The organism is Escherichia sp. 93.0816, assembly GCF_013368855.2.
In the GTDB taxonomy this organism is placed as follows: Bacteria; Pseudomonadota; Gammaproteobacteria; order Enterobacterales; family Enterobacteriaceae; genus Escherichia; species Escherichia ruysiae.
The window spans coordinates 1-12,792 of sequence record NZ_JABWNC020000007.1 but is presented as its reverse complement, the minus strand read 5'-3'; the positions used below and the strand labels follow the sequence as shown (position 1 = coordinate 12,792).

The window sequence follows — 12,792 nt, the reverse complement described above, 5'->3', positions numbered from 1 at the left end:
ATATCCGCGCCGTAATGTCGTAATGGAGTTTTGCGTGCTCAAGGATTCATTTTCTTCCGCCAGTGTCTTTATGGGGCTATCACTATTATTGCTTGCTCTGGTGCTGTTCGGTGCCAGTCAGGGAGCGTTAAAGATCAGTTTTGATGCCCTTTTTGATGAGGAATACCGCGATATCTGGCTGAATATTCGCCTGCCTCGCGTTTTACTGGCAGTGCTGGTAGGCGCAGCGTTGGCAACCGCCGGGGTGATTATGCAGGGGCTTTTTCGCAACCCCATGGCTGACCCTGGATTACTCGGCGTCAGTAGCGGTTCAGCATTAATGGTTGGCGTGGCTATTGTCCTGCCCTTTTCCTTCCCGGTGGTGCTGGTGCTCTATGAGCAAATGGTATTTGCCATCGCCGGCAGTTTAGTGGTCTGTACCGTCATTTTTCTCATCACGCAGCGCCATCGCGATGGCAGCATGATGCAATTGTTACTGGCCGGGATCGCCATCAATGCCCTGTGCGGTGCGGCGATCGGCGTACTGAGCTATATCGGCGATGAACAGCAGCTACGACAACTCACACTGTGGATGATGGGTAATCTCGGTCAGGCGCAATGGCCGACGTTATTGGTCGCCAGTTCATTCATTCTGCCAGCCATTATGGCAACAACCTGTCTTGCCGGAACGCTAAATTTACTCCAGCTTGGTGATGAAGAAGCCCACTACCTCGGCGTCAACGTTAAACGTAAACGCCAGCAATTACTGTTGATTAGCTCGCTGCTGGTTGGCGCTGCCGTATCGGTAAGCGGCATTATCGGCTTTATTGGCCTGGTGATCCCGCATCTGATTCGCATGACGACCGGGGCAAATCACCGCTGGTTAATCCCTTGCTCTGCCCTCGCCGGCGCCTGTTTATTGCTGATGGCAGACACGCTTGCCCGCACGCTGGTACAGCCAGCAGAAATGCCCGTGGGATTATTAACCAGTCTGCTTGGCGGCCCTTATTTTATGTGGTTGATTCTGCGTAACCGGAGGATCACATGATCAGCGCCAAAAACCTGGTTTATAGCCTTCATGGACGGCGTCTGACTGACAATGTTTCGCTGACTTTTCCCGGCGGAGAAATTGTTGCCATTCTCGGCCCTAATGGCGCGGGAAAATCCACGCTGCTTCGCCAGCTAACCGGCTATCTTCAACCTGATAGCGGCGAATGCCGGTTGTTTAATAAGCCATTAAATGAATGGTCAATCACCGAACTGGCGAAACACCGAGCCGTGATGCGTCAAAATAGCCATATAGCATTTCCATTCAGCGTACAGGAAGTGATCCAGATGGGGCGGCATCCGCATCGTACTGGCAATCAGAGTGGTGAAACGGTGCAGATTATGCAGTTATGCGACTGCCAGGCACTCGCTAACCGCGACTACCGGCAATTATCCGGCGGTGAACAACAGCGTGTGCAATTGGCTCGCCTGCTGGTGCAACTCTGGGAACCAGTCCCCTCACCGAAATGGTTATTTCTTGATGAACCAACGTCGGCGCTGGATATTCACCATCAACAACATCTGTTTCGTTTATTACGCCAGTTAGTTCGCGAACGGCAATTTAACGTCTGCTGCGTATTGCACGATCTTAATCTTGCAGCCCGTTATGCTGACCGTGTTGTTTTGATGCAAAAAGGAAAGGTTGTCGCAAATGGCAAACCGCAGGACGTATTGACACAACAGGCGCTAACAATGCTCTATGGCGCGGATATTACCGTGCTGAAAGATCCTGCCAACCACTCACCACTGATCGTCCTCGATCATTAAAACCAACAGGAGTACCGCTCTGGTACTCCTGCCGAATAAATAACGATACAGATTAGCTAATTGAAACGCCTTTCACCCCTGCCATGCCTTTTAATAATCGCAACAGGTCTTCTATCGACGTTGTGGCATGAAGCTGGATATCAATGGAAACCACGTCATGATCTTCATTTTCCTGCAACGAAACTAAATCTGTTTTTATTTTTTGCTGCTTAAACCAGTCGAGCATTGATAGCGTATTACCGTTCACTAATGTCAGCTGTAAATGGTAATTTTTGTTCATCAGGCGGAAGGTTAATTGATGGAAGACTTCCAGCACCAGCAAGGTCATCACGGAACCGTAAATCCCCAGTTCATACATGCCGCTACCAATCACCATACCAATGGCAGCCGTTACCCAAATATCCGCAGCGGTCGTTAAACCGACAATATTTTGATTGCGAACGAGGATGTTCCCTGCACCGATAAATCCGACGCCAGTGACGACCTGAGCGGCAATACGGCTGGGATCAAGCCCGACATGATCCAACGACAGCACATCAGCAAAACCATATTTCGACACAATCATGAACAGCGCACTGCCCATGCCAATCAAGACATGAGTACGTAAACCAGCACCCTTGCCGCGTATTTGCCTTTCTATGCCAATAGCACCACAAACAATTGCGGCCAGGATCAAACGAATAATAAATTCGGTAGTCATATAAAAACGCAAAAAGGAGCAGCAAGATGGCTCAGCTTGCTACTCCTTTTTGCTTTATTCCTGTTAATTCGGCAGGACATTTGCCAATTTATCTTTAAAGGTATACAAATTTTTCTGCGGATTTTTCTTACAATATTCAATCACTTTAGGGATCTGAGTCAGGTCAGTTTCATTTAAGGTTACTGTATCGCCACCTTTATAAACTGTTTCTTCATGCAGCATCCACCATGCAACAGGTGTCATTGCTTTCGGATTCAGGTCAATAAATTCCTGACAAGTCATATCTTTAGCCGATTCATTAGCCGCCAGTGCAGATTGCGCATTAACCAGTGACAGTGCCGCTACAGCGCCAACGAAAACAATGGCTTTACGTAGAGATGCAATATTCATTTTACAACCCATTCAATAAATAATTGATATATGAACAGGAGGATTACCTGCTTTATAAGCAAGATATTCCGGCCTGTTCAATATTTAAGGAAATACGATGTAACGCATTCCCGTAATTACATATCTTTCTTAATTTTGTCCCATTCGCCTTTAACTTTATCTTTAAAGCTGGCTTTTTTATCCTGGGTACAAGCCTGAACGATCGCAGGGGTTACGGTTGCAATACCCTGAACATCTAAAACCGCATCTTCCGGTTTGTCTTTATTATTCAGAGCTTCAGCAAAACCGACAGCAGTCGGCTGGAAGGATTCGTCTACAGCCAGGAAGTCTTCACAGGTCCAGGAGTTGACAGGTTTTTTATTGTCAGCTGCTTTTTGCGCATCTGCTGCATTGCTCACTACAGGTAGAAGAAGCAGCCCACCAAGAATAACGCCTAATACTTTTTTCATCGTAATATCCTCAACTATAAAGTGAAAGAGCCGTCACGAATCAATTTCGACATTGAGGTTATAACCTGGTTTTCTGGGTATGTCATGTTGAGACAAAATATCAAAATCAGATATTTTTATTCTAATACAACAAGTTACACGGTCATCAAGCACGGTAATTAGGAAATTTTTATTAAATCAACTGCATTCTCAGATGCATTTTTGGCATAGATTGATAGCAGGGGTTTTCCTTCTTAAATTTATAGGGTGGTCCTATGTTATATATAGATAAGGCAACAATTTTGAAGTTTGATCTGGATATGCTTAAGAAGCATCGCAGAGCGATCCAGTTTATTGCAGTACTGCTGTTCATCGTCGGTTTACTGTGTATCAGTTTCCCGTTTGTTTCTGGTGATATTCTAAGCACGGTAGTTGGCGTATTATTAATCTGCTCGGGCATTGCACTTATTGTTGGATTATTCAGCAACCGCAGTCATAATTTCTGGCCTGTATTATCGGGGTTCCTCGTGGCAGTAGCCTATTTATTGATCGGCTATTTCTTTATCCGTGCACCGGAACTAGGGATTTTCGCCATTGCAGCGTTTATTGCGGGTCTGTTCTGCGTCGCAGGGGTTATTCGCCTGATGAGCTGGTATCGTCAGCGTTCAATGAAAGGTAGCTGGCTACAACTCGTTATTGGTGTGCTGGATATCGTCATTGCCTGGATATTCCTTGGCGCAACACCGATGGTTTCAGTGACATTGGTATCTACCCTGGTAGGGATCGAACTCATATTTAGCGCCGCCAGCCTGTTCAGTTTTGCTAGTTTGTTCGTTAAAAAATAATAACTAGCCGACGTATCTCCGCTCTATTTTTTAGCCTGCCTCATAGTCACGCACAATGATTATGAGGTGGCTAATACCCACACCACCGCATAGCTACTTTGATAAAACACGTACTATCGTTGAAATAAATCGCGCACAGCGATTAAATCAACTATCTGAAATTTTTGTATTTTTTATTTATTTCACGGCGAATTAGCCATTTCAAACATTATCATGGCTGATATTTTTCGTTGTCAGGTTTAATGTTTTAGAAGTGCTGTGAGAAAGTGAACTGAGGGTTCCATAAACATCGATGCTATGGGTAGATAAACAAATATTCCAGAGTTTATTTTTTCACTATCAATGCACTAAAAGAAAGCTGGCAATCCAATTGCCAGCTTAAATAGAAACAAGGAGACTCAATATTTAAATCGGATTACGCTTTAACTTTAGTAATATTCTTCAGAGATCACAAATGGATTATTTATAACTTATTCTTGGGTAGAAGTCCGCAGCGTGTTAATGTTTTGTTTATTAATTACAAATCAATAACAACCAGGAATCTTACCTAGGATCAATATATGGACCAGATGATGGCTAAATCTGAAGTTTTGATTAGTGTTAATAGACGTATTAGTTCACGAAGGGCAAGGTTCTTATAGGCGTTTACTATATTGAACACCATATTCGGACATGGATGTAAATAATGAAAAGGACAGCATGTTCGAAACGATAACGGCTAAGGAGCAAGTTATGATTTTTCTCATGACGAAGGATTCTTTTCTTTTACAGGGCTTTTTGCAGTTGAAAGATAATCACGAAATGATAAAAATCAATTCCCTGTCAGAGCTCAAAAGCATAGGCAACAAACCATTCAAGGTGATCATTGATACCTATCATAATCATATCCTTGATGAAGAAGCTATTAAGTTTCTTGAGAAATTAGATGCCGAAAGAATCATTGTTCTGGCACCTTATCACATCAGTAAACTGAAAAGTCAGTCGCCTATTTATTTTATCAGCCGCAAAGAAAGTATTAAAAACCTGATTGATATTACTTATGGAAAACACTTACCCCATAAGAATTCTCAATTATGTTTCTCGCATAATCAATTCAAAATTATGCAACTGATTCTGAAAAACAAAAATGAAAGTAATATCACATCAACACTGAATATTTCGCAGCAAACGTTAAAGATCCAGAAATTCAATATCATGTACAAGCTGAAACTGAGACGTATGAGCGACATCGTGACTCTGGGAATTTCTTCTTATTTTTAATAAGGCGCCGAAGTGACCCAGCGATAATTGTCTGAAATTAATGGCTGGCATGACGAGGGATGCAAATGCTGACTCCATTACTCCCGGTGATAACCCAAGGAGAAGCGAAAACGAACTTATTCCCCTGGTTTATGTATCCACCAGTAGAAACCTTCGTTGCCCGGATGCAGACAGAGACTGTCGGCAGAACGGCAACATTTTTTTTGCCATTAACGTCACAATATTGGTCACTCTGCCTACATGCTTCCTCGCTGGCTTACAACCTCATGACTTGCATTATGCCGCTGGTCTGTAAATCCCTCATACCTCACCCCACGCGTAATTCAAAGAACCGTTATTTCTCACGAGTTTTCAGGGACTAAAATGAACAGAAAAAGAATACTGTTAATACCGTTGTTATTCTGCGGCGCGATGCTCACCGCCTGCGATGACAAATCGACGGAAAATGCCGCCGCCATGACACCTGAAGTGGGTGTGGTGACACTCTCTCCCGGTTCGGTCAATGTGATGAGCGAACTGCCCGGCAGAACAGTTCCTTATGAAGTTGCTGAGATACGCCCCCAGGTGGGCGGCATTATCATTAAACGCAACTTTATCGAAGGCGATAAAGTTAACCAGGGCGACTCGCTGTATCAGATTGATCCTGCACCTTTACAGGCAGAGCTGAACTCTGCCAAAGGTTCGCTGGCGAAAGCTCTCTCCACCGCCAGCAATGCCCGCATCACCTTTAACCGCCAGGCATCGTTGCTGAGGACCAACTACGTTAGCCGTCAGGATTACGACACCGCGCGCACCCAACTGAATGAAGCAGAAGCCAATGTCACCGTCGCTAAAGCGGCTGTTGAGCAGGCGACGATCAATCTGCAATACGCGAATGTCACCTCGCCGATTACGGGCGTCAGCGGAAAATCGTCGGTTACCGTCGGCGCATTAGTTACCGCTAATCAAGCGGATTCCCTGGTTACCGTGCAGCGTCTTGACCCGATTTATGTCGATCTCACCCAGTCGGTACAAGATTTTTTGCGCATGAAAGAGGAAGTCGCCAGTGGGCAGATCAAGCAGGTTCAGGGCAGTACGCCTGTGCAGCTTAATCTGGAAAATGGCAAACGTTACAGCCAGACCGGCACGCTGAAATTTTCCGACCCGACAGTAGATGAAACCACGGGTTCCGTCACGTTGCGCGCGATTTTCCCCAATCCAAATGGTGACTTACTGCCAGGCATGTACGTCACAGCATTAGTGGATGAAGGTAGCCGCCAGAATGTGTTACTGGTGCCGCAGGAAGGCGTTACCCACAACGCTCAGGGTAAAGCGACGGCGCTCATTCTGGATAAAGACGATGTCGTGCAGTTACGCGAAATTGACGCGACCAAAGCTATCGGAAACCAGTGGGTTGTTACCTCTGGTTTGCAGGCTGGCGATCGGGTGATCGTTTCCGGTTTGCAACGCATACATCCGGGTATCAAGGCACGCGCAATTTCCTCCAGCCAGGAAAACGCCAGCACCGAATCGAAACAATAACGTTGCAGGCTTAAGGGGACTTTCATGGCTAACTATTTTATTGATCGCCCGGTTTTTGCCTGGGTACTTGCCATTATTTTGATGCTCGCAGGCGGTCTGGCGATCATGAACTTACCGGTTGCGCAGTATCCGCAGATTGCGCCGCCGACCATCACCGTCAGCGCCACCTATCCGGGCGCTGATGCGCAAACGGTAGAAGACTCAGTCACTCAGGTGATTGAGCAAAATATGAATGGGCTTGATGGCCTGATGTATATGTCATCAACCAGCGATGCAGCAGGTAATGCATCCATCACCCTGACCTTTGAGACGGGAACATCGCCCGATATCGCGCAGGTTCAGGTACAAAATAAACTGCAACTCGCCATGCCATCGCTCCCCGAAGCGGTACAGCAACAAGGAATTAGCGTCAATAAATCGAGCAGCAATATTCTGATGGTGGCGGCGTTCATCTCTGATAACGGCAGCCTCAACCAGTACGACATCGCGGACTATGTGGCTTCTAATATTAAAGATCCACTCAGCCGTACCGCAGGTGTCGGTAGCGTACAGCTCTTTGGTTCAGAGTACGCCATGCGTATCTGGCTGGACCCGCAAAAACTCAATAAATACAATCTCGTTCCTTCTGATGTTATTTCCCAAATCAAAGTACAAAACAACCAGATTTCTGGCGGTCAACTGGGGGGGATGCCACAGGCGGCAGACCAGCAACTGAACGCTTCAATCATTGTGCAGACGCGTCTACAAACGCCGGAAGAATTTGGCAAAATCCTGCTGAAAGTTCAGCAAGATGGTTCGCAAGTATTGCTGCGCGACGTTGCTCGCGTCGAGCTGGGGGCGGAAGATTATTCCACCGTGGCGCGCTATAACGGCAAACCTGCCGCCGGTATCGCCATCAAACTGGCTACCGGGGCAAACGCGCTCGATACCTCGCGGGCAGTAAAAGCAGAGCTCAACCGCTTATCAGCCTATTTCCCCGCCAGCCTGAAGACGGTTTATCCTTACGACACTACGCCGTTTATCCAAATTTCAATTCAGGAAGTTTTCAAAACGCTGGTTGAGGCAATCATCCTCGTCTTCCTGGTCATGTACCTGTTTTTACAAAACATTCGCGCTACGATTATCCCGACTATCGCCGTGCCGGTGGTTATTCTCGGTACGTTCGCGATTTTGTCGGCGGTCGGTTTTACCATCAACACCCTCACCATGTTCGGGATGGTGTTAGCTATAGGGCTTCTGGTGGATGACGCCATCGTGGTGGTGGAAAATGTCGAGCGCGTGATAGCGGAAGATAAACTGCCACCGCAGGAAGCAACGCATAAATCGATGGGACAAATCCAGCGTGCGTTGGTCGGGATTGCCGTTGTTCTGTCCGCCGTATTTATGCCAATGGCCTTTATGAGCGGCGCGACCGGGGAAATTTATCGCCAGTTCTCCATTACGCTGATTTCATCCATGTTACTTTCGGTGTTTGTGGCGATGAGCCTGACTCCGGCACTTTGCGCCACCATTCTGAAAGCCGCACCGGAAGGTGGTCACAAACCGAACGCCTTGTTCGAACGCTTCAACCATCTGTTTGAAAAATCGACTCAGCACTATACCGACAGCACCCGCTCACTGCTGCGTTGCACTGGTCGCTATATGGTGGTTTACCTACTGATTTGTGCCGGGATGGCGGTACTGTTCCTGCGTACACCGACCTCTTTCTTACCGGAAGAGGATCAGGGGGTCTTTATGACCACCGCGCAGTTACCGTCAGGTTCCACCATGGTTAACACCACGAAAGTGCTGCAACAGGTGACTGATTACTATCTGACAAAAGAGAAAAATAATGTCCAGTCGGTGTTTACCGTTGGTGGCTTTGGCTTCAGCGGCCAGGGGCAAAACAACGGTCTGGCGTTTATCAGCCTCAAGCCGTGGTCTGAACGCGTCGGCGAGGAAAACTCGGTGACCGCAATCATTCAGCGGGCAATGGTGGCTCTGAGCAGTATCAATAAAGCGATGATTTTCCCGTTCAACTTACCTGCGGTAGCGGAGCTGGGTACAGCATCAGGTTTTGATATGGAACTGCTGGACAACGGCAACCTGGGGCACGAAAAGCTGACCCAGGCGAGAAACGAGTTGTTGTCGCTGGCAGCACAATCACCCGATCAGGTAACAGCGGTTCGCCCGAACGGCCTGGAAGATACGCCGATGTTCAAAGTGAACGTCAACGCCGCAAAAGCCGAAGCGATGGGCGTGGAACTGTCTGATATCAACCAGACCCTCTCTACCGCCTTCGGCAGTAGCTACGTCAACGACTTCCTCAATCAGGGGCGTGTGAAAAAAGTGTATGTCCAGGCCGGAACTCCGTTCCGTATGCTGCCGGACAACATCAACCAATGGTATGTACGCAACGCCTCTGGCACGATGGCGCCGCTTTCTGCCTATTCTTCAACAGAATGGACCTACGGTTCGCCGCGACTGGAACGTTACAACGGCATTCCGGCGATGGAGATTTTAGGGGAAGCCGCTGCCGGGAAAAGTACCGGTGACGCGATGAAATTTATGGCGGATCTGGTCGCTAAACTTCCGGCGGGCGTCGGCTACTCCTGGACCGGGCTGTCATATCAGGAAGCGTTATCATCCAACCAGGCTCCCGCACTGTATGCCATTTCACTGGTCGTGGTGTTCCTCGCCCTCGCCGCGCTTTATGAAAGCTGGTCAATTCCGTTCTCGGTGATGTTAGTTGTACCGTTGGGTGTCATTGGTGCACTACTGGCAACTGACCTGCGCGGCTTAAGCAATGACGTCTACTTCCAGGTTGGTTTGCTGACCACCATCGGGCTTTCCGCCAAGAACGCCATCCTGATCGTCGAATTTGCGGTTGAGATGATGCAGAAAGAAGGCAAAACACCGGTAGAAGCGATTATCGAAGCGGCGCGGATGCGTTTACGCCCAATCCTCATGACCTCTCTGGCCTTTATTCTCGGCGTACTGCCGCTGGTTATCAGTCATGGCGCTGGTTCCGGCGCACAAAACGCGGTAGGTACAGGCGTTATGGGGGGGATGTTTGCAGCAACGGTGCTGGCAATTTACTTCGTTCCCGTCTTTTTTGTCGTTGTGGAACATCTCTTTGCCCGCTTTAAAAAAGCGTAACGTATGAATGAGAGTAAGGTTGAACATGAGCGTTCGGCCTTACTCTTTCCTCGCAACCACTCACTACTCAACAACCAGCTAATCGTGAGGAATACCAGACTTAACAAACAGCAGTGAAAGTAGAAACCACTCCAGCCATTGGTCATCAATTTGAACAGCACAATACAGACCAGCATTCCCGTAATTATATGAATTGTTAGCTTAATAATCCCAAACATGCCGCGTCTTTTCCTCCTGAAAATACTAATACCCGTTTGCGAACTGCCAAAGAGAACTTGCCGTTGGTTCCGGCAGAGATAATCAGGAAAGAGTTTTACATGCAGCGAGTGTGAGATCCTGACCAATACCCAAAATCAGGAGAAGGTTCCCGGCGAATGCTGTGCAAACTGATGTGGTGTGATGCCATAATATTGTCGAAATGTATTTATAAAGTACGACGTACTGCTATACCCACATTTTTCAGCAATGGTATGTAGAGGAACTTGCCGTAACTCAAGTAGTCTTCTGGCCATCGACATCCTCGAGGCGAGTAATATTTTACTGAAGCAAGTATTTTCTTCCTGCAACTTTTTTTTGATTAAGCTCTCACTGGTATACATTGTTTCTGCGATATCACGCAGATACCAGCGTCTGGCTATATCAAAGCTAATAATACGTTCAACTTTCCCCGATACAGTGCTGATACTGTTAAAAAGTAAAGGTATAAACTCTTTCTTATGAGAAAACATTGATAAGCAGGAAAGATAGAGCATATTGCTCAATATCGGAGAATTTACAGCGGATTTAGCAAAACTATCAAAAATCGCTATCACCAGAGGCATGGGCGGCTCTGGGTTAATTAATAAACGATTTTTGTTATGTAGCCCCAAATTATGTGGTGCCTGACGAATATTTTGTAAGTAATGACAAACCGTCAGCTCATCGATATCCAGACGTCGCGTATCATGTGAACAAAACGAAAAATCGTCTGCCAAACTTTTCTCCAGTAGTAGAATACTCTCTTTGTTCAACGATATTTTTTGCTGTTCATGATAAATATCGAACGAACGGCAGGCGAGGATCACCGTGCAAACATGAGCCATGACTATCCCTTATATTCCATTACTGCGATTATTTCAATTTCAGTATACTGATGAAATGATGCCTGACTGTTCCTCAGGGCTAAAACTGCCATATTTAGTAGGATCATAATTTACCTATTACGCAAATTTGCATAACAGTTAATTGGAAGTAAGTAAATACAATAAAAATATATTTTTAAAAATCGTATAGCCTATGTTTATAAAAATTTGGCTGATCTTATCTCCAGCAAACGTTATATTTAACTTACTGAGAGCACAAAAGTTTCCCGTGCCAACAGGGAGTGTTATAACGGTTTATTAGTCTGGAGACGGCAGACTATCCTCTTCCCGGTCCCCTATGCCGGGTTTTTTTTATGTTCGGGCAGACTTTGTAATCTTATTCTTACAGCCGAACTATAAAATTTTCTTCTGTAACAAGCCTTGTCATTGAGTCGCCATTGAATCTTCCTTGTGCTATTTGTTCCTGATACTCAGTGGGTGTCATCCCATAATAATTTCGAAAAACGTAAATAAAATATGACATGCTGTTATAGCCACAGGACATTGCTACACGTTTTATTGGAATACCAGGCATTACAACAAGTTGTAATGCACGCTGCATTCTACATTCGGTGAGCAGTTGTGAATAAGACGTATCTTCTTCACGCAATTTTTTCTTTAACAGACTCTGACTCATCAGTAACTCGTTGGCGATCTGTGATAGTGTCCATTGATGAGCGATATTATTGTTGATAACTGTACAAACTCGCGTGCGCATATTGGGATGTAATATGTTCACAAGTAGCGGTATAAACTGCTCATCCTCAAGAAAAACGGACAATAATGCAAATATTAATGCTCTTTTGCGCAATACCTCACCATAGCGGAGATTATGTTGCTGCGAGAGTTGTGCAACTTCCTGAAAAACTGGAATTTCTTTGGCGCAGTGGTGAATAATTAACGAAGGTGCTTTTTTATGAGCATGGAAAATTAATGCCTCCTCCTTGAGCATCTGGAGAAATAATGAAAGCGTTTCCTTCGTGACAAATACTAAATTTTCTAAGGAGTTAGAAACTAAAACCTGACTTGCATCCGCGCAGACCAAATCGCCGCCATTCAAATAGCGATATTCACCATTAGCCATGGTGAGAATATATTTATGTCTTGCGTACGCAATGAGACAAGTGCCATGTTGTGATTGCATAGTTGACTTAATATAACATAAACATATTACTGTTTATTAATGTAGCACGCGTTATATCTAAGTCAAATTTACTGGCATATAAATTTAAACGAAGCGGTGAGAAAAAGGATAATGAGTGGGATAAATTGCGCAGCATTATGGTATTTATAATACAAAAAATGCTTAGATAAAAATGCAAGATAATGAATATCAGGCGAATAATACCTCAGGGTGATATTTCACCTATGTCATTATAATTTATAAACATTCATACTTTATACCACTTAATAACAATATGAATATAAACCAATATTTCCGGGTTATATTCTGATCGAACTCTCAGCCCCGGCTAGCAAGCCGGAGCGGAGGTTCCTTATAGCATCCTGTTATCAGGTATGTTTAAAGCTATTTTGATGGGCAATACCCTGCAGTTTCGGGTGATCGCTGAGATATTTCAGGGAGGCTTTGTAGT

General features: G+C 45.7%; 12 protein-coding genes. 6 read left to right on the top strand and 6 right to left on the bottom strand.

The annotated features are described in order from the left end of the window. Nucleotides 1-34: 34 nt before the first annotated feature. A complete protein-coding gene (gene shuU / locus HEM79_RS09945) occupies nucleotides 35-1,027 on the top strand; it encodes a heme ABC transporter permease ShuU/ChuU (RefSeq protein ID WP_309491258.1) in 993 nt (330 codons plus the stop codon). Continuing rightward, nucleotides 1,024-1,794 (top strand): heme ABC transporter ATP-binding protein, encoded by a 771-nt coding sequence (locus HEM79_RS09940; protein ID WP_176241341.1) that lies wholly within the window; start codon nucleotides 1,024-1,026, stop codon nucleotides 1,792-1,794. Before shuU ends, HEM79_RS09940 begins: the two co-directional genes overlap by 4 nt. Before the next feature lie 52 nt (nucleotides 1,795-1,846). Here HEM79_RS09940 and HEM79_RS09935 read toward each other — a convergent pair whose 3' ends face one another. The 3 genes from HEM79_RS09935 to hdeA form a co-directional block, all read right to left on the bottom strand. Next, nucleotides 1,847-2,494 carry an MgtC/SapB family protein gene (locus tag HEM79_RS09935; RefSeq protein WP_176241340.1) on the bottom strand — a complete coding sequence of 216 codons (648 nt, stop codon included), beginning with the start codon at nucleotides 2,492-2,494 and terminating at the stop codon, nucleotides 1,847-1,849. A 63-nt stretch (nucleotides 2,495-2,557) separates the two neighbouring features. Next, nucleotides 2,558-2,884 (bottom strand): acid-activated periplasmic chaperone HdeB, encoded by a 327-nt coding sequence (gene hdeB / locus HEM79_RS09930; protein WP_016158878.1) that lies wholly within the window; start codon nucleotides 2,882-2,884, stop codon nucleotides 2,558-2,560. A 116-nt stretch (nucleotides 2,885-3,000) separates the two neighbouring features. Beyond that, entirely contained in the window at nucleotides 3,001-3,333 is a 333-nt protein-coding gene (gene hdeA, locus HEM79_RS09925; protein WP_000756548.1) for an acid-activated periplasmic chaperone HdeA, read from the bottom strand. Between the two features lie 254 nt (nucleotides 3,334-3,587). On the opposite strand from hdeA, the gene hdeD reads away from it, so the two are divergent. The 4 genes from hdeD (at nucleotide 3,588) to mdtF (ending at nucleotide 10,076) form a co-directional block, all read left to right on the top strand. After that, the gene (gene hdeD / locus HEM79_RS09920) at nucleotides 3,588-4,157 is read left to right on the top strand and encodes an acid-resistance protein HdeD (protein ID WP_000965661.1); all 570 of its coding nucleotides are present in this window, start codon (nucleotides 3,588-3,590) and stop codon (nucleotides 4,155-4,157) included. Nucleotides 4,158-4,889: 732 nt separating this feature from the next. After that, on the top strand, nucleotides 4,890-5,417 hold the full coding sequence (gene gadE, locus HEM79_RS09915) for an acid resistance transcriptional activator GadE (RefSeq protein WP_000576683.1): 528 nt from the start codon (nucleotides 4,890-4,892) through the stop codon (nucleotides 5,415-5,417). 411 nt (nucleotides 5,418-5,828) lie between these two features. Further along, nucleotides 5,829-6,938: a multidrug transporter subunit MdtE gene (gene mdtE / locus HEM79_RS09910; RefSeq protein ID WP_309491257.1), complete on the top strand. Its 1,110-nt coding sequence runs from the start codon at nucleotides 5,829-5,831 to the stop codon at nucleotides 6,936-6,938. 24 nt (nucleotides 6,939-6,962) lie between these two features. Continuing rightward, the gene (mdtF, locus tag HEM79_RS09905) at nucleotides 6,963-10,076 is read left to right on the top strand and encodes a multidrug efflux pump RND permease MdtF (protein ID WP_176241338.1); all 3,114 of its coding nucleotides are present in this window, start codon (nucleotides 6,963-6,965) and stop codon (nucleotides 10,074-10,076) included. A 353-nt stretch (nucleotides 10,077-10,429) separates the two neighbouring features. Here mdtF and gadW read toward each other — a convergent pair whose 3' ends face one another. The 3 genes from gadW to HEM79_RS22615 all read right to left on the bottom strand — a co-directional run. Then, nucleotides 10,430-11,158 carry an acid resistance transcriptional activator GadW gene (gene gadW / locus HEM79_RS09900; protein WP_176241337.1) on the bottom strand — a complete coding sequence of 243 codons (729 nt, stop codon included), beginning with the start codon at nucleotides 11,156-11,158 and terminating at the stop codon, nucleotides 10,430-10,432. 382 nt (nucleotides 11,159-11,540) lie between these two features. Continuing rightward, complete coding sequence (gene gadX / locus HEM79_RS09895) at nucleotides 11,541-12,341, bottom strand: DNA-binding transcriptional regulator GadX (RefSeq protein WP_176241336.1); 801 nt, start codon at nucleotides 12,339-12,341, stop codon at nucleotides 11,541-11,543. 368 nt (nucleotides 12,342-12,709) lie between these two features. After that, on the bottom strand, nucleotides 12,710-12,792 hold an 83-nt coding region (locus HEM79_RS22615), incomplete at its 5' end, for a hypothetical protein (RefSeq protein ID WP_286178571.1).